The sequence below is a fragment of the Eubacterium sp. 1001713B170207_170306_E7 genome (genome assembly GCF_015547515.1).
Lineage (GTDB): Bacteria > Bacillota > Clostridia > Eubacteriales > Eubacteriaceae > Eubacterium.
In genome coordinates this window covers 461930-481724 of the sequence record NZ_JADMVE010000001.1, presented here as the reverse complement: position 1 = coordinate 481724, position 19795 = coordinate 461930, and the positions used below count along the sequence as shown (strand labels likewise).

General features: G+C 52.4%; 23 protein-coding genes. 6 read left to right on the top strand and 17 right to left on the bottom strand.

The window, feature by feature from the left end:
• Positions 1 to 58: 58 nt before the first annotated feature.
• Positions 59 to 817 carry a MerR family transcriptional regulator gene (locus I2B62_RS02420; RefSeq protein ID WP_195267377.1) on the bottom strand — a complete coding sequence of 253 codons (759 nt, stop codon included), beginning with the start codon at positions 815 to 817 and terminating at the stop codon, positions 59 to 61.
• A 134-nt stretch (positions 818 to 951) separates the two neighbouring features.
• On the opposite strand from I2B62_RS02420, the gene I2B62_RS02415 reads away from it, so the two are divergent.
• Positions 952 to 1953, top strand: coding sequence for a DUF3089 domain-containing protein (locus tag I2B62_RS02415; RefSeq protein ID WP_195267376.1), 1002 nt, complete (start codon positions 952 to 954; stop codon positions 1951 to 1953).
• A gap of 36 nt (positions 1954 to 1989) precedes the next feature.
• On the opposite strand, the gene I2B62_RS02410 is transcribed toward I2B62_RS02415, so the two are convergent.
• Positions 1990 to 3153 (bottom strand): malic enzyme-like NAD(P)-binding protein, encoded by a 1164-nt coding sequence (locus tag I2B62_RS02410; RefSeq protein WP_195267375.1) that lies wholly within the window; start codon positions 3151 to 3153, stop codon positions 1990 to 1992.
• Between the two features lie 419 nt (positions 3154 to 3572).
• On the opposite strand from I2B62_RS02410, the gene I2B62_RS02405 reads away from it, so the two are divergent.
• Complete coding sequence (locus tag I2B62_RS02405) at positions 3573 to 3998, top strand: hypothetical protein (protein ID WP_195267374.1); 426 nt, start codon at positions 3573 to 3575, stop codon at positions 3996 to 3998.
• A gap of 41 nt (positions 3999 to 4039) precedes the next feature.
• Here the strand turns inward: I2B62_RS02405 and I2B62_RS02400 are convergent, their stop codons facing one another.
• From I2B62_RS02400 to I2B62_RS02345, 12 genes are all read right to left on the bottom strand, one after another.
• Positions 4040 to 4783 (bottom strand): GH25 family lysozyme, encoded by a 744-nt coding sequence (locus I2B62_RS02400; RefSeq protein WP_195267373.1) that lies wholly within the window; start codon positions 4781 to 4783, stop codon positions 4040 to 4042.
• A 91-nt stretch (positions 4784 to 4874) separates the two neighbouring features.
• Positions 4875 to 5012, bottom strand: a complete 138-nt coding sequence (locus I2B62_RS02395; RefSeq protein WP_195267372.1) for a hypothetical protein — start codon at positions 5010 to 5012, stop codon at positions 4875 to 4877.
• A gap of 11 nt (positions 5013 to 5023) precedes the next feature.
• Positions 5024 to 5188 (bottom strand): hypothetical protein, encoded by a 165-nt coding sequence (locus I2B62_RS02390; protein WP_195267371.1) that lies wholly within the window; start codon positions 5186 to 5188, stop codon positions 5024 to 5026.
• Between the two features lie 98 nt (positions 5189 to 5286).
• Positions 5287 to 6072 carry a tryptophan synthase subunit alpha gene (gene trpA / locus I2B62_RS02385; RefSeq protein ID WP_195267370.1) on the bottom strand — a complete coding sequence of 262 codons (786 nt, stop codon included), beginning with the start codon at positions 6070 to 6072 and terminating at the stop codon, positions 5287 to 5289.
• Positions 6065 to 7249, bottom strand: a complete 1185-nt coding sequence (gene trpB / locus I2B62_RS02380; RefSeq protein WP_195267369.1) for a tryptophan synthase subunit beta — start codon at positions 7247 to 7249, stop codon at positions 6065 to 6067. The genes trpA and trpB overlap by 8 nt, the downstream gene beginning before the upstream one ends.
• A complete protein-coding gene (locus I2B62_RS02375; protein WP_195267368.1) occupies positions 7246 to 7875 on the bottom strand; it encodes a phosphoribosylanthranilate isomerase in 630 nt (209 codons plus the stop codon). The genes trpB and I2B62_RS02375 overlap by 4 nt, the downstream gene beginning before the upstream one ends.
• A 1-nt stretch (position 7876) precedes the next feature.
• Positions 7877 to 8662, bottom strand: coding sequence for an indole-3-glycerol phosphate synthase TrpC (trpC, locus tag I2B62_RS02370; RefSeq protein WP_195267367.1), 786 nt, complete (start codon positions 8660 to 8662; stop codon positions 7877 to 7879).
• A gap of 2 nt (positions 8663 to 8664) precedes the next feature.
• The gene (gene trpD, locus I2B62_RS02365; protein ID WP_195267366.1) at positions 8665 to 9675 is read right to left on the bottom strand and encodes an anthranilate phosphoribosyltransferase; all 1011 of its coding nucleotides are present in this window, start codon (positions 9673 to 9675) and stop codon (positions 8665 to 8667) included.
• Positions 9672 to 10253: an aminodeoxychorismate/anthranilate synthase component II gene (locus tag I2B62_RS02360; RefSeq protein WP_195267365.1), complete on the bottom strand. Its 582-nt coding sequence runs from the start codon at positions 10251 to 10253 to the stop codon at positions 9672 to 9674. The genes trpD and I2B62_RS02360 overlap by 4 nt, the downstream gene beginning before the upstream one ends.
• Positions 10253 to 11719 carry an anthranilate synthase component I gene (gene trpE, locus I2B62_RS02355; protein WP_195267364.1) on the bottom strand — a complete coding sequence of 489 codons (1467 nt, stop codon included), beginning with the start codon at positions 11717 to 11719 and terminating at the stop codon, positions 10253 to 10255. The genes I2B62_RS02360 and trpE overlap by 1 nt, the downstream gene beginning before the upstream one ends.
• A gap of 622 nt (positions 11720 to 12341) precedes the next feature.
• On the bottom strand, positions 12342 to 12884 hold the full coding sequence (locus I2B62_RS02350; protein WP_195267363.1) for a hypothetical protein: 543 nt from the start codon (positions 12882 to 12884) through the stop codon (positions 12342 to 12344).
• Positions 12859 to 13407 (bottom strand): hypothetical protein, encoded by a 549-nt coding sequence (locus tag I2B62_RS02345; RefSeq protein WP_195267362.1) that lies wholly within the window; start codon positions 13405 to 13407, stop codon positions 12859 to 12861. Before I2B62_RS02345 ends, I2B62_RS02350 begins: the two co-directional genes overlap by 26 nt.
• Before the next feature lie 125 nt (positions 13408 to 13532).
• Between I2B62_RS02345 and I2B62_RS02340 the strand changes: the two genes are divergently transcribed.
• A complete protein-coding gene (locus I2B62_RS02340) occupies positions 13533 to 14078 on the top strand; it encodes a phosphatase PAP2 family protein (RefSeq protein ID WP_195267361.1) in 546 nt (181 codons plus the stop codon).
• Here the strand turns inward: I2B62_RS02340 and I2B62_RS02335 are convergent.
• Positions 14062 to 14583 (bottom strand): GDSL-type esterase/lipase family protein, encoded by a 522-nt coding sequence (locus I2B62_RS02335; RefSeq protein WP_195267360.1) that lies wholly within the window; start codon positions 14581 to 14583, stop codon positions 14062 to 14064. The two genes, I2B62_RS02340 and I2B62_RS02335, sit on opposite strands and share 17 nt — an antisense overlap.
• Positions 14584 to 15068: 485 nt before the next feature.
• Between I2B62_RS02335 and I2B62_RS02330 the strand changes: the two genes are divergently transcribed.
• Both I2B62_RS02330 and I2B62_RS02325 read left to right on the top strand, forming a co-directional pair.
• The gene (locus tag I2B62_RS02330) at positions 15069 to 15509 is read left to right on the top strand and encodes a LytTR family DNA-binding domain-containing protein (protein WP_195267359.1); all 441 of its coding nucleotides are present in this window, start codon (positions 15069 to 15071) and stop codon (positions 15507 to 15509) included.
• A 10-nt stretch (positions 15510 to 15519) separates the two neighbouring features.
• On the top strand, positions 15520 to 15975 hold the full coding sequence (locus I2B62_RS02325) for a DUF3021 domain-containing protein (protein WP_195267358.1): 456 nt from the start codon (positions 15520 to 15522) through the stop codon (positions 15973 to 15975).
• A 190-nt stretch (positions 15976 to 16165) separates the two neighbouring features.
• On the opposite strand, the gene I2B62_RS02320 is transcribed toward I2B62_RS02325, so the two are convergent.
• Positions 16166 to 17590, bottom strand: a complete 1425-nt coding sequence (locus tag I2B62_RS02320) for an ATP-binding protein (protein WP_195267357.1) — start codon at positions 17588 to 17590, stop codon at positions 16166 to 16168.
• A 211-nt stretch (positions 17591 to 17801) separates the two neighbouring features.
• Here I2B62_RS02320 and I2B62_RS02315 point away from each other — a divergent pair, with 211 nt between their 5' ends.
• Complete coding sequence (locus I2B62_RS02315; RefSeq protein ID WP_195267356.1) at positions 17802 to 18950, top strand: 1-deoxy-D-xylulose-5-phosphate reductoisomerase; 1149 nt, start codon at positions 17802 to 17804, stop codon at positions 18948 to 18950.
• A 75-nt stretch (positions 18951 to 19025) separates the two neighbouring features.
• Here the strand turns inward: I2B62_RS02315 and I2B62_RS02310 are convergent, their stop codons facing one another.
• Positions 19026 to 19778, bottom strand: coding sequence for an electron transfer flavoprotein subunit beta (locus tag I2B62_RS02310; RefSeq protein WP_195267355.1), 753 nt, complete (start codon positions 19776 to 19778; stop codon positions 19026 to 19028).
• Positions 19779 to 19795 lie beyond the last annotated feature (17 nt).

Genomic DNA, 19795 nt, shown 5'->3' with positions numbered 1-19795 from the left:
AAAAGAACCTGCAGACTTACCTTCTCTGCAGGCCCTCGTTGGTCATAGACTTAAGGGTTTACCGGATGTACTTCAGCACACTTTGCTTAAGCAGCTCCGCACTGTTCTTTCCGCATTTGCTTTCATAGTATTTCTTAAAGCGTTGGTCTTCTGTGTACATGTGAACCAGTCCGCGGTGCGTCTCTGTGTTATAGCTACCCCACGCCAGTGTAATCCACTGCTGATGGAGCCGGGCCAGCTCCTCCCCTTCCGGGCTGTCGATGCTCCCCAACCGGGTTACTTCCTTTAAAAGAGTGAGGATCCTTTCTTCCAGTCCGGCAAACGCCTTGTATTTTTCCGGCGACATTTCTTTAAACTGAGCATTACTCCTGTCAACCGCCTCATCACCATATTTTTCCCGGATTTCCTCACCGTAACGCTCCTCATTTTCATCAAGCTTGTCCTGGATAAAGCCTTTGAATTTTTCGTGATCTTCCATAATTGTTTCTCCTTCTTTGGTTTCAATCGTCTTTGTTACCGTAGCAATCAAATCGTCAATCTGGCTCTTTTTTTGAAGGAGCTGCTCTCTGTGAGATTTTAAGGCGGCCAGACTGTCAAAGTCCGGGGCGTCCAAAATCTGTAGGATTTCTGCCAGCTCGATTCCCAGCGCACGGTAAAATAAAATCTGCTGAAGGCGGTCGACCTCACGCCCGCCGTAGATCCGGTAGCCCGAGCTGTTGATACGCGCCGGCTTCAGCAGCCCAATCTCATCATAATAGCGCAGTGTTCTCGGCGAGACTCCGGCCATCGCCGCCAGCTTTTTAACTGTATATTCCATATTCTGCTCCTCCTGTCATTTATTATAGAGGTTGACGCCGCGTAAAAGTCAAGGCTTTTTTGATTTGCTGTAAAAAAATATTTAAGCTATAATAGATGATAATAATACAATCCCATAAGATCAAAGGAGTTCGTATGAAACAGCATCCCTATCTTCCTGATTTAGATACCCCGGTCGACTACAGCCTCACTCAGAACTGGCTGTGTCTGCCTAAAAAAATAGCCAAGCCTGACAACAAGCCCGTCGATATTTTCTATCTCTACCCCACCGCCTACTATAAGACACCGCATGGTCCCAATATCTGTGAGGTAACCAACGAGGCCATGCGCATCCGGGCTATGGAGCATCTCCAGACAAAGGCATCAGTTTTTTCGGCCTACGGCAATTTTTATGCGCCCGCCTACCGCCAGGCCGCCCTCGAGTGCCTTCTTGACAATACGCCGGAAAATAACCTGCTTTTCACAAAAGGACCTGTCGCCTGCGTACTGTCCGCCTTTGATTATTACATCCGCCATCACAATAACGGCCGTCCTTTTATCCTGGCGGGTCACTCCCAGGGCTCGCTTCTGCTCCAGTTTATTCTCAGCCTCTATTTAAAAGAGCACCCCGAGGTTCAGGAGCGAATGATCGCCGCCTATGTGATCGGCTACTCTATCACCCGGGGCTACCTAAAATCGAATCCCCACTTATCCTTTGCGCGGGGCGCGAAGGACACAGGCGTCATCATATCCTATAATACCGAGTCCCCAGGCGTCACTGGCGATAACATCACCCTGCTGCCAGACGCGGTATCCATCAATCCTATCACCTGGACCCTTACCGATAAAAAGGCCGAAGCGGCCCAGAGCCTTGGCTCACGCCTGGTCATACGCGACAGCGCCGGCAAGCTCGTTGGCATGCAGGATCTTCCCCATTATGCTGACGCGACCCTTGATCTGGATCGCGGCACTGTGATCTGCAGCACCGCTGACCCGGACGCCTTTAAGGTCATCGGCCAGGAGGACGCCTTCCCCTCCGGCGTTTTACACACCGGCGACTATCCGCTCTATTACTATGATCTTCAAAACAATGTCAAGACACGCATAAAAGCCTATTTTTCAAGCCATGTACAAACTGATAAAAAATATGCCCTTTAACAGGAAAAGCTCCCTCAGATTGAGAGAGCTTTTTTCTTATTTTACTTCCTTCATCCAGGCGTCATAAACCGCCTTGGCAACCGCCGGAGCGACACGCTTGTCAAAGGGACTTGGCATAACATAGTCCTCATTCAATTCCTCGGCGCTTACGAGGTCAGCGATGGCATAGGCTGCCGCCACTTTCATGCCTTCAGTGATGCGGGACGCTCTTGCGTCCAGCGCGCCTCTGAAAATCCCCGGGAAGGCCAGAACGTTGTTGATCTGGTTTGGAAAATCAGACCGGCCCGTGCCAATGACACGCGCGCCGGCTTTTTTAGCCAGATCCGGCATGATTTCAGGAATAGGGTTTGCCATGGCGAAAAGAATGGCGTCTTTGTTCATGGACGCTACCATTTCCTCTGTTACAATGCCAGGGCCAGACACGCCGACTAAGACATCAGCGCCCTTGATGGCATCCTCCAGACTGCCGGTAATGTGTTCCTGATTGGTATGCTCAGCCAGCCAGAGCTTGTGGCCTGCCAGGCCGTCACGGCTGATATCAATGATGCCAGTGCGGTCGCACATCACGATGTTTTTTACATTTAAGGACATCAGCATTTTTGCAATGGCTGTCCCGGCAGCACCCGGACCGCTGATGGCTACCTTGATTTCAGAAATGTCCTTTTTAACAATTTTCAGAGCGTTGATAAGCGCAGAGGAGACGACAATGGCCGTACCGTGCTGGTCATCATGGAAAACCGGAATATCAAGGGCTTCCTGAAGCTTTTCTTCAATTTCAAAGCACTTTGGCGCAGAGATATCTTCCAGGTTAATCCCCCCAAAGGTCGGCGCGATGTTGATGCCTGTCTGGATAATCTCATCAGCATTCTGTGTGCTGACACAGATGGGAAACGCGTCGACATTGCCAAAGGACTTAAACAGCACAGCCTTGCCCTCCATAACCGGCATTGCGGCCTCGCCGCCGATATTGCCGAGCCCCAAAACAGCCGAGCCATCTGATAAAACCGCGACCAGGTTTCCTTTGGCGGTGTATTTATAGACATCCTCCTTGTTCTCCGCGATTTTACGGCAGGGTTCGGCAACACCCGGTGTATAGGCGATGCTCAGATCATCTTTATTTTCAAGTTTCATCTTAGAAACGACTTCTACTTTACCTTTGCACGCTTCATGGGCTTTCAGCGCTTCTTTATTGTAATCCATATTTTCCTCCGGTTTCTACATTTATGTAATGAAATAACGGCCTTATTATAACACAACCCCATGTTGGTTTAAAGCCGATTTACAAGAAACTTTCAATATCAACAGCTAAAAAAAGAAAAGGCCCGCTTGGGGATGCGGGCCTTTTCCGGGTTAGAACAAGTTATGAATGGTAAAAATTCATAAAATCAAGGAGTATAGTTGGAGTTAGAAAAATAATTTGTTATGTTTATCTAACTTTAAGTCTATTATAGAGTCTTCCGCTGTCTTTGTCAAGTCTATTTTAGAATTTTTTTAATTTAAATTTCAGCTTCTGATGAAAACCTTATTGTTCATTAATACGGCCCGTTTTTTCTTTTTCTTTTAATCAACTTCTGCTATAATTGATAGAAGCAAATAAAACACTTTTGATGAGAGGACACATGAAAAAGCGATTACTTGTATTGTTAATGATTGTTACCACCCTGTTTGCGGCAAGCGGCTGCGGCCAATCCGAACCGCTGGTAAGGTTCGACGAGGGCAGCGGACTTTTTATCACCTACGGATTTGTCCCCGTCGATGATAAAAACACCCAGATCATCAGTACAGCGGTTAACAATTCGGATTATGAGATCACGGATCTGAAGGTGACCTACGGCATTAAGGATTCTTCCCATACCATTGAGGAGAGCACCGACAGTGTCAGCTCTAAATCAAGCCGTGACCTTTCAAAGGTCACACAAAGCTATGTACACTCTCTGGATGAGGGAAAGCTCTACATTACTCAAATTGACTACACGGTAAAAAAGGACAAGAAGACTCAGAAAATCACCTATCATCCGGAGTCTGACACCTATGAGCTGAACTGAAATACCAAAATAAAACAGGCGCCTGGACGCCTGTTTTATTTTTATTCAAACTGTTTTTTAAATTGACGGAGGTCTCCGTTGTAAAGGTCCATGTCAATAAAGCGTTCCTCACCGCTGTAGCCGTTGAGGATTTCTCTCTGGGAATACTGCCAGAACAGCCACTCGTGCCCCCCCTGCAGGTCTGGCTCCTGATCTGAAATGTCGCAGATCCAGATCGGAATTTCTGCAAAGGCGTCTGAAAGGTAGGTGTTATAGGTGTTATAATTTGTGTAGATGATCGGTGTCTGTTCATAATAATCTTTGAATCGGACGATCATGTCATTGACGATGGCCTGAACCTTGTTCTTGTCCATTGGCTTGTCCAGATAGTCGCCGTAAAGCTCAAGGTCGATTACCGGCGGCAGGCTGTCATTTTCCTTTGGAACTGTATTGATAAAATGATCGGCCTGGGTTTTCCCGTCCTGGTCAAAATTCACAAAATGATAGGCGCCGACCTTCAGATGGGTCTTGCGGGCTTCCTTCCAGTTCTGCTCAAAATTTTTATCCACATGATCCTTGCCTTCTGTCGCCTTGATAAAAGCAAAGTATATGTCCTGGTCGGCCAGCTTTTTCCAGTCAATGTCACCCTGATAGGCCGAAACGTCCACACCCTTTACATGGTTTCCGCTGTTTCGCACGCTGTTAATCGCAAAGAAAAGGACCACTGCCACCAGTATTGCCGCAGCCGCACCGGCAACGATGATCAGGCCCTTCTTGCTTAAAAATGTTTGTTTAAATTTTTCCATAGAACCGCTACTCCTTTAAATTCTGCTTTACAGTATATCCATTCATCCTTAATATTAGCTGGTAAAAGCCCGCAAACGTCCCGCATCCGGCTTACCAGCGCCGGTGCCTGCGGTCTTCATCAGCTTCATTGTCATTATCGTTGTCGTCGTCCTTATGCTTATTGCGGTAAAAAATCGCAACACAGAAGCATAACAGCACAACGCCCCACATCCATGCTGGCAGCTGCATTTTCCGCCTCCTCAGAACTCACGGTGCTGGCTCTCGTCAATGGCGATGGCCTCCAGCTGTGTTCTCAGCCAATGCAGATATTCTGCCTTATTGGGGTCTGTCTCCTTGCGCTCCGCATGATTGACCACCATTATCAATTTATCAAACTGCATTTGTATCTTAGGGAATTCTTCCACTGCTCTGCTTCCTCCTGTTCTCTGTTTCGGCTCTATTGTAACATAAGTTTCTCAAAAAACAAAGAAGATGTCACCCCTTGATGACACCCTCTAAGTAACTAACGGTTCTTTTCGCAGGCGGCTTTCATTTTCCGGACATATTCCTCAATGGCCGGTCCCGCAGCTTCGCCGTTTGCCTCGATCAGTTTTACAATCGCGGAGCCCACAATCACGCCGTCCGCGTACGCGCTGATGTCCTCTGCCTGCTCTGGCGTGGAAATCCCAAAGCCGACGGCCGCCGGGGTATCTGTGTTCTCCCGTATCACCCTGATCATTGACTGGAGGTCTGTTGTGATCTGAGCCCGGACACCGGTGACGCCCAGGGAGGATACTGTGTAGATAAAGCCCGAAGCGTCCCTGGCGATTTCCCCGATGCGCTGCTCAGAGGTTGGCGCGATCAGCGAGATGACCTCCACGTCATATTGGCTGGCAATGGGCTTAACCTCTTTATTTTCTTCAAAGGGCAGGTCTGGAATGATGAGCCCGTCGATTCCCACCTCCTGGCATTTTGCGCAAAACCGTTCAATACCATAGGTAAAGACCGGATTGATATAGGTCAGAAACACCAGCGGCACCTGAACCTTATCCCGCACCCGGGCCACCATGTCAAAAATTTTGTCCGTTGTGGCACCCTGGCTAAGGGCGCGGATATTTGCACGCTGGATCACCGGCCCCTCTGCGATGGGGTCAGAAAAGGGAATCCCCAGCTCAATGAGGTCCGCTCCTGCCCGTTCCATACCAAGGATGAACTCCTCTGTCTTTTCAAGGGTCGGATCACCCGCTGTGATAAAGCTGATAAAGGCTTTGCCATGGTCAAAGGCCTTTGCGATACGGTTGTTACTCATGTAAATCCACCCCCTTATAGCGTGCAATGGCCGCCACATCCTTGTCTCCGCGCCCCGATAAACAGATGATCATGCTCTCATCCGCTGGCATGGACGGCGCCAGCTTTCTGGCATAAGCGACAGCGTGGGCGCTCTCGACCGCCGGGATAATCCCCTCGGTTCGCGAGAGGTACTCAAAGGCCTCGATGGCCTCATCGTCGGTGACTGGCACATACTCGGCTCTGCCCAGATCGTGCAGATGCGCGTGCTCCGGGCCGATGCCAGGATAATCCAGACCGGCGGAGATCGAGTATACCGGGGCGATCTGGCCGTAGACATCCTGGCAGAAATAGGACTTCATACCATGAAAAATGCCGGGCGTGCCTCTGGCGATGGTCGCTGCGTGCTGGCCGGTATCCACGCCTTTTCCTGCCGCCTCACAGCCAATGAGCCGGACCTCCTGATCTTTTATAAAATGGTAAAACATTCCCATGGCGTTGCTGCCGCCGCCGACACAGGCCACCACCGCCGCTGGGAGCTTCCCCTCTTTTTCCAATATCTGCGCTCTTGCCTCCTGGCTGATCACAGACTGGAAATCACGCACCATCATGGGAAACGGGTGCGGCCCCATCACTGAGCCCAGCACATAATGGGTGTCAATGATCCGGCTGGTCCATTCCCGCATGGTTTCGTTGACAGCATCCTTTAAAGTCATGGTGCCGCTGGTAACCGAGTGAACCTTTGCGCCGAGCAGCTCCATCCGGTAAACATTCAGGGCCTGGCGGTCACTGTCCTCCTTTCCCATGAATATTTCACATTCCATATCCATGAGCGCCGCGGCGGTGGCGGTGGCAACACCGTGCTGCCCTGCGCCTGTCTCTGCAATGACGCGGGTTTTGCCCATTTTCTTTGCCAGGAGCACCTGGCCCAGCACATTGTTGATTTTGTGCGAGCCGGTATGATTCAAGTCCTCACGTTTCAGGTATATTTTCGCGCCGCCAAGTTCCTTTGTCATCTTTTCGGCATAGTATAATAACGACGGCCTGCCCGCATAGTTCAGCAGCAGGCTGTTCAGCTCAGCGTTGAAAGCCGGGTCGCTTTTGTAATGCTCGTAGGCCTCCTCCAGCTCAAGCACCGCATTCATTAATGTCTCGGGGATATACTGCCCCCCGTGCTGTCCGTAACGTCCTCTTGTCATTGGTCTGATCTCCTTATTTTTTTGATGATTTCCTCTATTTTACCGGGGTCCTTACACCCATTTGTCTCCACACCGCTGCTGATATCCACAGCGAAGGGTTTAACCGTCTTTATGGCTGCTCCGATGTTTTCTTCGTTCAGCCCGCCAGCCAGAAAAAAGGGCTTTTGAATGGTGCTTTCCCTGAGCAGCTCCCAGTTAAAGGCTCTGCCGGTGCCGCCATAGCTGTTTTTATTATATGCGTCCAGTAAAAGATAGTCGGCCTGAGCATAATCCTCTAATGCCTCAAGGCTTTCTGCGTCTTTAATTCTCAGTGCCTTTACTACCGGACAGCCTGTCTCACAGCGCACTCTTTCGGCAAATCCGGGGGATTCGTCCCCGTGCAGCTGAACAAGGTCCAGAATACCCTGACGGGTAACTGCCTGGATCGTCTCCAGACTGGCGTTGACAAAAACGCCGACGCTTTGAATCTCCGGGGTAAGCTGCCGCTTCAGCGCCAGAGCCTGCTGTGGTGTCAGGCGCCGGCTGCTCTCGGCAAACACAAAGCCAACGTAGTCCGGTTTGGCCGCATTGACTGCCTCGATGTCCTGGGGCCTTGTCAGGCCGCAGATTTTAATCTTTGTCTCCATGCTAAACACGCTCTCCACGCAGCCTTGCCAGCTCCCCGGCCTTGTGGGCGCTGCGCATCAGGGTTTCGCCGATCAGCACTGCGTCTGTGCCGTTCTCCCGAAGGGTCTGGACATCCTCAGGGGTTTTAATACCACTCTCCGAAACAAAGATAATGTTATCGGGAACCAGACGCCTGAGCCGTTTGCTGTTGGTAATATCAACCTCAAAGGTTTTGAGGTTCCGGTTATTGACGCCGACCACCCGGGCGCCTGCGGCCAGCGCTGAATCCACCTCCGCTTCATCGTGGGCCTCCACCAGCGCTGTGAGGCCCAGGGCGTCGGCAATTTGGATATACTCCCTCAGCGTCGCTGTGTCAAGGAGCGCACAGATCAGCAGAACCGCGTCTGCACCGATGATTCTGGCCTCGTAAATCTGATAGGCATCAACGGTAAAATCCTTTCGGATCACCGGGATGCTCACCGCTTTTCTGACAGCGCTCAGGTAGTTGTCGCTGCCTAAAAAATATTCGGGCTCTGTGAGGACTGAGATCGCGTCTGCACCGGCGGCCTCATAATCTCTGGCAATGTCCACATAGGGAAAGTCCGGGGCGATCAGCCCCTTTGAGGGTGATGCCTTCTTGACCTCGCAGATAAAGGTGATGTCTGCTTTTTTCAGGGCCGCCTCAAAGCAAAAGGGCTTCTCGGGCACCATGGCCAGCGCTTCTTCTCTTACCGCCTCCAGGGGCTTTCCTGCCTTTAAGCGTTCGACCCGCGCTCTGGTGCTGGCCGCTAGTTTATCTAAAATCATCTCTACACCTCATGGGACAAAGCGATGAACCGGTTCAGCTGTTCCATGGCTTTTCCGCTGTCAATCAGATTTTGGGCATAGCGCACACATTCCCTCAGCGTCATCTGGTTATAGGTCATATACAGGCAGACCGCCGCATTTAAGAGCACCACATCGCGCTTGGGGCCATGGACACCACCCAGGATTTCCCGTGCGATCTCGGCATTTTCCTGCGGGCCGCCTCCGACTAACGCCTCCGGCGCACAGCGTTTCAGGCCCAGCTGCTCCGGTGAAAGGAAAAAGCTGTTGAGCTGGCCGTCGTTTATCTCGCAGATGGTGGTGGTGTCGCACAGGGTAATCTCGTCCAGGCCATCGTGTCCGTGAACCACCATTCCCCGCTTGACACCGAGGTTTGAGAGCACTCTGGCAAGGGGCTCTACCAGGTTCTCGTCGTAGACGCCCAGCAGCTGCATATTGGCCCCCGCAGGGTTGGCCAGCGGGCCCAGAATGTTGAAGATGGTGCGCACCGCGATTTCTTTGCGGACTGGGCCTGCGTACTTCATGGAGGCGTGGTATACCGGCGCAAACATAAAGCAAATACCAAGCTCTCTGAGCATCCGCGCGTTCTGTTCAGCATTCAGGTCGATCTTAACCCCCAGAGCCTCCAGGCAGTCGGCGGCGCCGCATTTGCTGGAAACACTCCGGTTGCCGTGCTTGGCCACGGGTACGCCGCCGGCGGAGACGACAATGCCTGAAACGGTGGAGATGTTAAAGGTATTGGCTTCGTCTCCTCCGGTGCCCACGATTTCCAGCACATCCATCCCGGGGTCGAGCTTTGTGCATTTTTCACGCATCACCGTGGCGCAGGCAGTGATCTCCTCAATGGTCTCGCCCTTCATCCGCATGGCCGTGAGAAAGGAGCCGATCTGCGCGCTGGTGGCCTTTCCCTCCATAATCTGGTTAAAGGCTTCCTTGGTGGCGTCCAGATCAAGGTTCTGTCCGTTTAAAACCGTATAGATTGCGTCCTGTATCATTGTGCTTTTCCTCCTAATGCTAAAAAGTTTTCAATGATGGTGCTTCCCTTTGGCGTCAATATGGATTCGGGGTGAAACTGGAGCCCGTAAACATCATAGTCCTGGTGCTTAACGCCCATGACCTCGTCGGCATTATCCTCCGCGATGATGAGCAGCTCATCGGGCAGGCTGCTCCGGTTTACGGCCAGAGAATGATAGCGGGCCGCGTCCATAATGGGCGGCAGGCCTTTAAACAGCTGGCTGCCATTGGCAATGTGAATGCTGCTCTTTTTCCCGTGGATCAGCTCGCTGGCGTAGGTGATTTCTGCGCCAAAGGCCTCACAGATGGCCTGGTGTCCCAGGCATACGCCTAAAATCGGCAGCTTGCCCGCAAACCGTCGGACCACGGCCTCGCAGACGCCGGCGCCGGCAGGCCGCCCGGGGCCTGGCGACAGAATGATATGGGATGGGTGCAGCGCCTCGATTTCGTCCAGGCTCAGGGCGTCGTTCCGGATGACTTTCAGGTCAGGATTTACCCTGCCCACCTGCTGCACAAGATTGTAAGAAAAGCTGTCGTAGTTATCAATGATTAAAATCATCAGTCCATTACCTCCACAGATTGTTTTACGGCTTCAACCACAGCCATGGCCTTGTTGATGCTCTCCTGGTATTCCTTTTCCGGGTCGCTGTCTGCAACCACACCGCCGCCGGACTGAACGTAGACCAGGTCATTCTTCTTGACGGCTGTCCGGATGGCGATGCAGACATCCATATTGCCCGTGAAATCAATGTAGCCGATGGCGCCGCCGTAAATGCCGCGCCGTATTCCCTCCAGCCCGTTGATGATCTCGCAGGCTCTTATCTTGGGCGCTCCCGAAAGCGTGCCCGCGGGGAGCACTGCCGCCACCGCGTCAAGCTGGTCCATATCCTCTCTCAGCTGCCCGGTTACCACGGAGGTGATGTGCATGACATGGGAATACTTCTGGATTTTTAAATACTCCTGCACCTCTACGCTGCCGTACTTGCTTACCCGGCCAAGATCGTTCCGCCCCAGGTCCACCAACATGTTGTGCTCTGCCAGCTCCTTCGGGTCTTTGAGCAGACGTTCCTCAAGCTCGGTGTCCGCCTCACTGGTCACGCCCCTGGGGCTGGTGCCCGCAATGGGGAAGGTTGAGAGCTGACCATCCTGAAGCTTTACCAGTGTCTCAGGGGACGCACCGGCGATCTCGAGGTCGTCACAGGCAATGTAATACATATAGGGAGATGGATTGATGGTCCTCAGCACACGGTAGGTGTTGAACAGGCTCCCCTCCATCTCGGCGGTCAGACGGTTGGAGGGCACTGCCTGAAAAATGTCGCCCTCTCGGATATAGCCTTTGGTTTTTTCCACGATCTCACAGTAGGCCTCCCGGTCAAAATGCGGCCTGAAATCACTGAGCAGCCTCGGCTTCTCCCGGTTCTCCGGGACATCGCTTCGGATCAGGCTCACTAGGTAATCCAGTTCTCTGACGGCGTGGTTATAGTTCACGGCCAGATTATCGGTTTTGATGGTTACCATGATCACAATTTTCTGCCGCAGCTGGTCAAAGGCAATGACCTTTTCAAAGAGCATGAGGTCCAGATCGTCAAAGCCCGCGCTGTCGTCACCGTCAAAGCGCAGGGATGACTCGCTGTATTTCAGATAGTCGTAGGAAAAATAGCCGACAAAGCCGCCGGTAAAGGGCGGCAGCCCGGCCACTCTTGGGCTTCTGTACTCAGACAGGATACGCCTTATCTCCTGTCCCGGATCATCGGTCTTTATTTTGACCGAGGTGCCGTTTTTGATTTCCATAAGGCCGTCCTTACACTTCACCTCGACCACCGGGTCGAAGCCGAGGAAGGAATACCGCCCCCACTTCTCAACCCCCTCGACGCTTTCCAGCAGATAGCAGCGCGCGCTGATGCTCTTTAATATTTTCAGCACCTGAATCGGTGTCTTGATGTCCGCAAAAATTTCGCAGCTGACAGGAAACGCCGCGAAGCCTTCTGATTGTTTCTGTACGGTTTCTAACGATGGTATTTTCATAGGTTGCTCCTTTTATAGTGATGATAAAAATTGGACAGGCAGGGTTCACAAAGCATTGCCGAAATAATAATCCAGAATGGTGAATTTCACCAATGCTTTGCGTTCGTTTTGTTACCGGGGTAACCGCTAACGCTCCTTACCCCTGCCAATTTTTTTAAAAATTGGACAAAACATCAAAAAACACTCGCCCTAAAATAGACGCAAATGCGTTTATTAAAGGACGAGTGCTGTAAGTTCTGTGAAAACACCCGCGGTGCCACCTTTATTCACGGGAAACAAAAAGATCCCATGCTCTTTGCAGCGGTCCATCAACCGCCTCTTCAATAACGCAGAAGGTGCGTCGCAGAGTAATGGGAGCTTGCGCTCTGTTCACTGCGCCCTCGGTGATCCATTTAACAGGCTGCGTTCTGCCAGGCTCTCAGCATTCCCGGCTCTCTGTAAGTGCACGAACTGTTTTTATCTTCACGTCAATGGTTTTTAAGGCAAGTATTCAGTTGTCATTTTAATTGTGCTTTATTTTAGCACTCAAGATTTAGGCTGTCAAGCTTTTATGGGTTAAAGTTCTTGTTCTTTTTTTAGAGCAATTGAATGCCGGGCCTGTTTATCTGCTTTGATCCCATCTCTACTCATTGTAGAAATATTTCCTGAGCCGTTCGCATTCACTGGCCGGCCCGCGTTTAAATTCCCCTGTCAAAAACGCGTTCGGTGTTTGTTTTTTGTCCTGTGTTTCGTAGAGATACAGTGTGTCTCCTTCAACTTCGAAGTAACGCTCAAGGCGGTCTGGATACTTCTCTTCTACCTCCTGATAATTTCGATCCGCGTATTTTTCATCACTGCAACGTGATGAGCTGCCAGAAAGCGCAAAGATCAGCTTGTTTTCTGTAGCGCCATAGGTTCCGGAGGGCCCATAGCCATAGTAGTCGCGGACGCCAAACACATGATACTCGAGGGTATTGACAACGCCATCGTCTTTAAATTCAATGGTCATACTCTCCAGAGGCAGCGTGTCACCGCTTTCGGTATGCCATAATCCGACCAGCGGGGACTGCCTGGCCTGACAGCCTGACAGGGCAAAAATCAAAATCACAGCCGCCCCACAGGCCAGCAGGCGCTTCATTCCACGCTGTTTTCCGGCATATCTACCGGACAAAGTGGTATTTTCCATTGACCATACTACCTTTCTCCAGATTGACCTTCGCACTGATAATGTAAAGATGGTTTCCAGAAATCCGATAATAAAACCGCTGGCTATCCTTCATCGCGCGCATTGCCTGCAATTCCATTTCCCAATCATATTTTCCGGGAGGCGGCGTGAGGCGTGGTCCGGCATACTTCTTTTTATCCATTTCGCGATCGCTGATCTCAGTCCCGTATTCCGTTTGCCGGTACACCTCAAAAGCTGAATCAAAGAGTGTCACCCGGCTCAGCGTTAAACAATTCTCGTAATTCCCGTAGCTCCCGTCAAAATACAGCACCTGGTAGCGGCCATCTTTGTTGACACCCCGCCCGTCTGAGAAGGTTCCGTCATCATTAAAGGTGATGACATGGTTCTGCATATCATCCTCTGCCGGACAGGTCTTCTCAAAATAATCCTCCTGCCAGCTCCCCACAGGGCTGTCCGCCTGCCCGCACCCTGTCAGAACGGCGCAGGCCAGCACTGCCATCAGTATCGCCCATTGCTTTTTCATCAACCTCACCTCTTCCTTTTCCTCATTATAACACATTTGAAAACGAACGTCATTCTGCTTTTAATGAAAATTAATCCATTTTCAGGTATAATGTGCTTTACGATATAAGGAGAATTCATGACTCAATGAAAAACATCACGAAATTTGATCTTAAAATATTGAAAAAAATACAGAAAAACCTCTGCTCACCAGCGCTGGACAAGGTGATGATCGGCGCGACGAAGCTCGGGACTGCCGGCGCTGTCTGGATTGGCATCGGCGGGCTGATGATGCTCTCAAAAAAATACCGCCGGTGCGGCTTTACCCTCGCTGCGGCGGTATCCTTTGACGTTGCCGCCAACAACATTCTGGTTAAAAACATCTTCCGCCGCGCGCGGCCCTGCGACGTTGACCACACCGTTTCTTTGAAGATCCAGCGTCCCTTTGGCGCTTCCTTCCCCTCCGGCCATACGCTGACCTCTGTGACTGCCGCCACGGTCCTGACCCTGAACAAAAAAGCCTTTGGCCTTGGTGCCATTCCGCTGGCTGCGCTCATCAGCTTTTCCAGAATGTATCTTTTTGTCCACTATCCGTCGGATATTGCGGCGGCTGCCGCTCTGGGCATTGGCATTGGCTCGGGTGCCTGCGCCCTTGAGACAAGGCTGCTGCCCGCCCCTAAAGAAGTCTCCTGAGCTTCTGGGCCCACAGCGCGTAGGCCGGGGCTGTCAGGTGCACGCCGTCCAGGGTGTATGCTGGCAGCAGCTCGCCGTTTTCTGTCAGAACATCCCACAGATCAATGCATTCGGCGCTGTATTTTTCTGCCAGCCGCTCGATTTCCCAGTTGAGCGCTGTGACCCGGCGGTTGTCAAATACAAAGAAGAGCTTCTCGGGGTTGCAGGGCAGCGCCTTATGCACATAGACAGCGCTGTCCGGCGACAGCGCCCTGATTTTCTGAAGGATGGCCTCGTAGTTACGGGCGGTAAAGGCGGTTGTCTCCCCGGTGATGATGTCGTTCACCCCGACCATCAGAAAGATTTTATCCGGCCTGCGCTCCAGGCTTCTGCCAATGCGCATGAGCACCCCCTCGGTGGTGTCGCCGCCCATGCCCCGGTTGATAACCGCTTTTCCGAGCAGGGTCTCCCAGTCCCCGTACTCGATCAGGCTGTCGCCGATCATTAATATTTCATCGCTTTTCATTTTTCACCTCCGAATTTATTATCCGCAGCGCTGCCGCTATACAGTATGACAAAAACCCAGCAGACGAAGCCTTTTACCTAAGGAAGAAAAAGGCGGCCTGCGGGAACCAGAGAACCCAAATTTGTAATTTGGTGTGAATCGGTTTCGCAGATGTTATCGATTTGTTTCGTATGAAATACGAATCAAAACAAACCGTGGATCATCTGTGTTCCTTTTGGTTGCTACCGCTTCGCAGTAGCATTGAGAGCGCCAGTCGCTCTTGCTCCCGGCTTGCGTGTCCACGGCGCCTGGTCCCTTTTTCTTATCTGGATAAAAGGCGCAGTCTGCGCGCGTCTGCTGTTAAAAGTTTACCCTACCCTCTGCCGGCCGTCAACCTGCCACTTACCCTCTGTCTGCGACCACTTAGCGAAAAAACCTTGCGTCCGGGCTGATTTCACGTATAATTAAATCAACCGTTAACGGAAACATCAAGGAGGCTTTTCAAAATGGATGTTGAAATCAAAATTGACCCTGCGCTGCAAAAACCCTGCGTGATCATCTGCACAAACGCTCTGACCGCTGAAATCTCCGCTCTGGCCGAGCGCCTTTCGGCCAGCCATCCCAGCATGATCACCGCGGTTTCCGGCGGCCGGATTTACCTGCTGGACCGGAAGGAGATTTTCCGTTTTTATACGGAGGATCAGAAAACCTTTGTCCGGTGCCGGGAGCAGACCTACCGGGTAAAGCACCGCCTTTACGAGCTGGAGGATCTGCTCTCGGGCAGCAGCTTTGTTCGGATTTCCAACTCTGAGATTGTTAATTTCAGCCATGTCACCAGTCTGGATACCAGCATCAGCGGCACCATCAGCCTTCGGATGACTAACGGGGACAAGGCCTTTGTCTCCAGGCGCTATGTCTCCAGGATTAAAAAATATTTAGGATTGTGAGGTAACTGAAATGACGGTAAAAAAAGCACTGGGCTTCGGCCTTTTGGGCGTGCCCATCGGCATTGCCATCTCTGCTACGATCTCTCTGGCCATCTCTCTGATTGCGGGCAGCTATTCCCCGGTGTCCCCTGAGCTCACGGACATGATGGGCAGTGTGCTGGACGCGGCCCTTTTCCAGTATCTGGCCAGCGCGGCCCTTGGGTTCATCTGCGGCTTCGGGGGAGCTGTCTGGGCGGTGGAGCGGTGGAGCCTTTTAAAGAAAACCATCATCCATTTTCTGCTGCTGACCTTTACCCTGCTGCCCATCTCCATTGCCTGCCGCTGGGTAAGCCCTGGTTTCATCAGCATACTGATTTATTTCGCGGTTTTCGCGGTTCTCTACCTGATCATCTGGATTGTCCAGTACCTGATCATCCGGCATAAAATTTCCAAAATGAATGCCCGGCTTTATGAAAAAAGGCCTTAAACGTGTTATAATAAAGGCACTGAATTTATCGAAACGAGGTGTTGAAATGAAAGTGGCATCCTTTGTGCTCAGCATTGTAGCCCTGGCGGCCGGCACGACCGGTCTGGTGCTCAGCTGCGTGGCCCTTGGCAAATCCAAATTGTAAGCGCATAAAAAACACGCAGGCAGCGGTGAGGCTGTCTGCGTGTTTTTATTTTCGGGAATAGACGGTAATTCCGTTAAACAGATATACGTCTGAGGTGATCATGGCGTAATCCATGAGGTCCGGGTCAAAGGGATTGGCGGTAAAGACGCCGTGGGTCCAGTCGTAGTCCTTGAAGGCCTTGAACTCACGGATATCGCTGCAGTTTTCCACAAAATCGTCATAGGCTTCCATGGTATAGGGCTTATTGCTGTACAGGCAGTCGCCCAAGAAGATGCGCTTACGCTGCTCATCCACCGCCACAATATCCACGGTTTCGTCGTTTTTATTCCAGAATGTGCCGATACGGTCGATTTTGAAAGGGATTCCCCCCTGCTTACAGGCCGCGGCAAAAATCTCTTTACAGACGCTTTTAAACCAGAACTGAATGTAGCCTGGAAAAGCGCGCTTGATGGTTTCAAAAATCTGAAGCTCCTGCCCTGCCTCCAGATGCTCTTTATTCTCAAAAATGAAGGTGTACCAGAAGTCCATAAAGGCATCGGCAAAATAGTACTGAACCTTACGGTTGGCCGATCCGGCCTTTTTTTCGGTGATGGGCACTCTGGCCTCCAGATATCCCAGTGTGGCCAGATTGTTCAGGCAGTGGTTCACTGCGCCGGGCTTCATCTCCAGGTACCTGGCAATGTCGGCCGGGCGGTGGTAATCGTCGGCCACGGCCTTCAGCACCGCGTTGTAATAGGCCGGCTCCCAGACATCCCGCTCGATGAGGTTCATGGGCTCCTCGTATAAAAAGCTGTTGAGCCCCAGCATGTCCTCCCGGACCACGCCCATGTAATCGATGGTCTTTTCGCAGGCGGCAAAGAACTCCCAGTACTTGGGCACACCTCCGGCGATGGCGTACAGGGTCATAAGCTGATTGAAATCCTGGTGGGGATAGTCCTTGAGCATCTCCACAAAGCTGATGGGCTTCAGCTTGAGCTGGGTGGTCACACAGCTGATCAGTGTATTGTTTTTGCTCTCCAGGTTTACCAGGAGGCTGTTGTTGGGCATTACCACGATCAGCATGACAGACGCCTGCTTGAAGTAATGCTCCCACGCGTATTTTAATGCTCTCGCAAAGGTTGGGTCCGCCAGCATCAGGTACGCTACGTTGTCGATGACCAGCACCTTTCTGGAGGTCTCTACCCGCTCGGCGAAGGCCTTGAAGATTTCCTTCCAGTCCGGCAGCTTTGCCGAGGAGCTGAGGGTCTCTCCGCAGTATTCCGCAAAGCTTTTAAGGAAGCGCCGTCGGCTCAAAACATCAACCTCTTCTTTCGCGGTAAAGTAAAAAGCCCGCTTGCCCTTCAGAAAATGACGGATCAGGGCGGTTTTACCCACACGGCGCCGTCCGTTGACCATGACAAAGGCGTTTTTACTGGTATACGCGTTTTCAAGAAGCTGAAGCTCCTGCTTTCTGCCTATAAAAGGTCTCATATTCGATGCCTCCTAACAAAAAATTATCCTAATTATAATTATACGCTTAAACCGACAGAGGTTCAAGATTTTTATGGAATCTGACGGCTTTTTAAGAGAAATACAAGCAATTCAGCCTTACTTGGCGGGATGAATTTTACATCTTTTTTACTAAGTGGGGCGGCATTATGATATAATAGAGCTGCAAATAATGATTATTCGAGGTGACACGATGAAAAATATTAGTATCATAGGCTCTACGGGGTCAATCGGCACGCAGGCCCTGTCGGTGGTGGATGAATTTCCTGAGGAACTGAACGTTGTCAGCATTTCCTGCTTCAACGAAATTGACGCCATGGAGGAACAGATCCGTAAATACCAGCCCGAGCTGGTGGGCGTCATGGACTCGGACGCTGCCTTTAACCTGAGAAAGCGCATCCAGGTTGAGTTTCCGGACATTGAGGTGCTCTCAGGCATGGAGGGGCTCATCGCCGTTGCGACCTGTGACCATACGGAAATGCTGCTGACCGCGGTCTCCGGTATGGTCGGACTGCGCCCCACCCTGGCCGCCATCGAGGCCGGGATCGACATCGCCCTGGCCAACAAGGAAACTTTGGTGGCCGGCGGCTCCATTGTCATGGACGCGGTGGCGAAGAAGGGCGTGGCCCTGCTGCCCGTGGACAGTGAGCATTCGGCCATCTTCCAGTGCCTGATGGGTAACCAACACGAGGAGCTGAAAAAGGTGATCATCACTGCTTCCGGTGGCCCATTCCGCGGAAAGGACCGTGCTTATCTGGAGCAGGTAACCCTGGCCCAGGCGCTGAAGCACCCCAGCTGGTCCATGGGCCCGAAGATCACCATCGACTCTGCGACCCTGATGAACAAGGGGCTGGAGGTCATCGAGGCCAAATGGCTCTTTGATCTGGAGCTGGATCAGATCGACGTGGTGGTCCACCCCCAGAGCATTATCCACTCCATGGTTGAGTACAGGGACCGGGCCGTGATGGCCCAGCTCGGCCTGCCGGATATGGCCCTGCCGATCCAGATCGCGTTTTTCTATCCCTGCCGTGTTGAGAACACCAAGCCTTCTCTGGATCTCGCTGAGGCCGGCACCCTGACCTTTGAGAAGCCGGACAAGGACACCTTCCGCTGTCTGGCGCTGGCCTATGAAGCCCTGAGGGCCGGCGGCTCCATGCCTGCAGCCCTGAACGCCGCCAATGAGATCGCGGTGGCCCGTTTCCTGAAGGAGGAAATCTCCTTTTTAGATATTCCGAGAATCAACGAGGCGGTCATGCACCAGCATGTTCCGGTCAAAGCCCCGACCCTTGAGGACATTCTGGATGTCGACGAGTGGGCGCGAACGGTGGCGAAAAGCCTGTAAAGCCAAAGAACAAAAGCCCTGCTTCACATGCCCTTCCGGCTGTGGAGCAGGGCTTTTTTAAGAACCGGTTTGGTGCTAAAGCAGGCCCTCGTCCCGGATAAAGGACAGCAGCCGGGCAGCTGCCTCCGGCGGCTCTTTCCGCACCATTTGCCCCTGCCGTCCGCGCTGACGGTTTACCAGTGCTTTCACACAGAGGGCGCTGTCCTCTCCCTTGTATTCAATGCGCCGAAGCGGCTTGCCGTAGGCTCCGGTTATGCCCATAAAGGTGGGATACCGCGGCTCTGCCAGCTTGTCTGTCACCGTGACCAGACAGGGCAGGGGCGCTTTGAGAAGGGCCTCCCGGCTGCCGAAGCTGCACCGGGCGGCGGCCTGCCGGCCCGTCAGCGACAGTGTCCGGGCCTGGGTGAGCTGAGGCAGGCTCAGCGCCTCTGCCAGCAGTGGCCCTGTCTGGGTGGCGGTGCTGTCAAGGGCCTGGCCGCCGGTGAGGATCAGGTTGTATGTCTTGTCTTTCAGGGCCTCTGCCAGTGCCTTTGCGGCTGTCTCTGCACACAGGCAGTCTGGAAACGGCACTGCGGTCAGGACGGCCTCGTCACAGCCCATGGCCAGGGCTTCTCTCAGTATTTCCACTGAGGACTCCGGCCCGGCGCAGAAAACCGCCACATCGCCGCCCTCTGCCTCCTTCAGCCGCAGGGCCGCCTCCACCCCGGCCTTATCGTCCGGATTCATGGCCACAGGCCCTGGCCGGGCCGACAGCCCTTCCCCTGCCGGGCCGGCCTGCACGGGGGTACTGTCTGAAAGCGGCCGGATACATACCACACAATGGATCATCGCAATGTTTCCTTCTT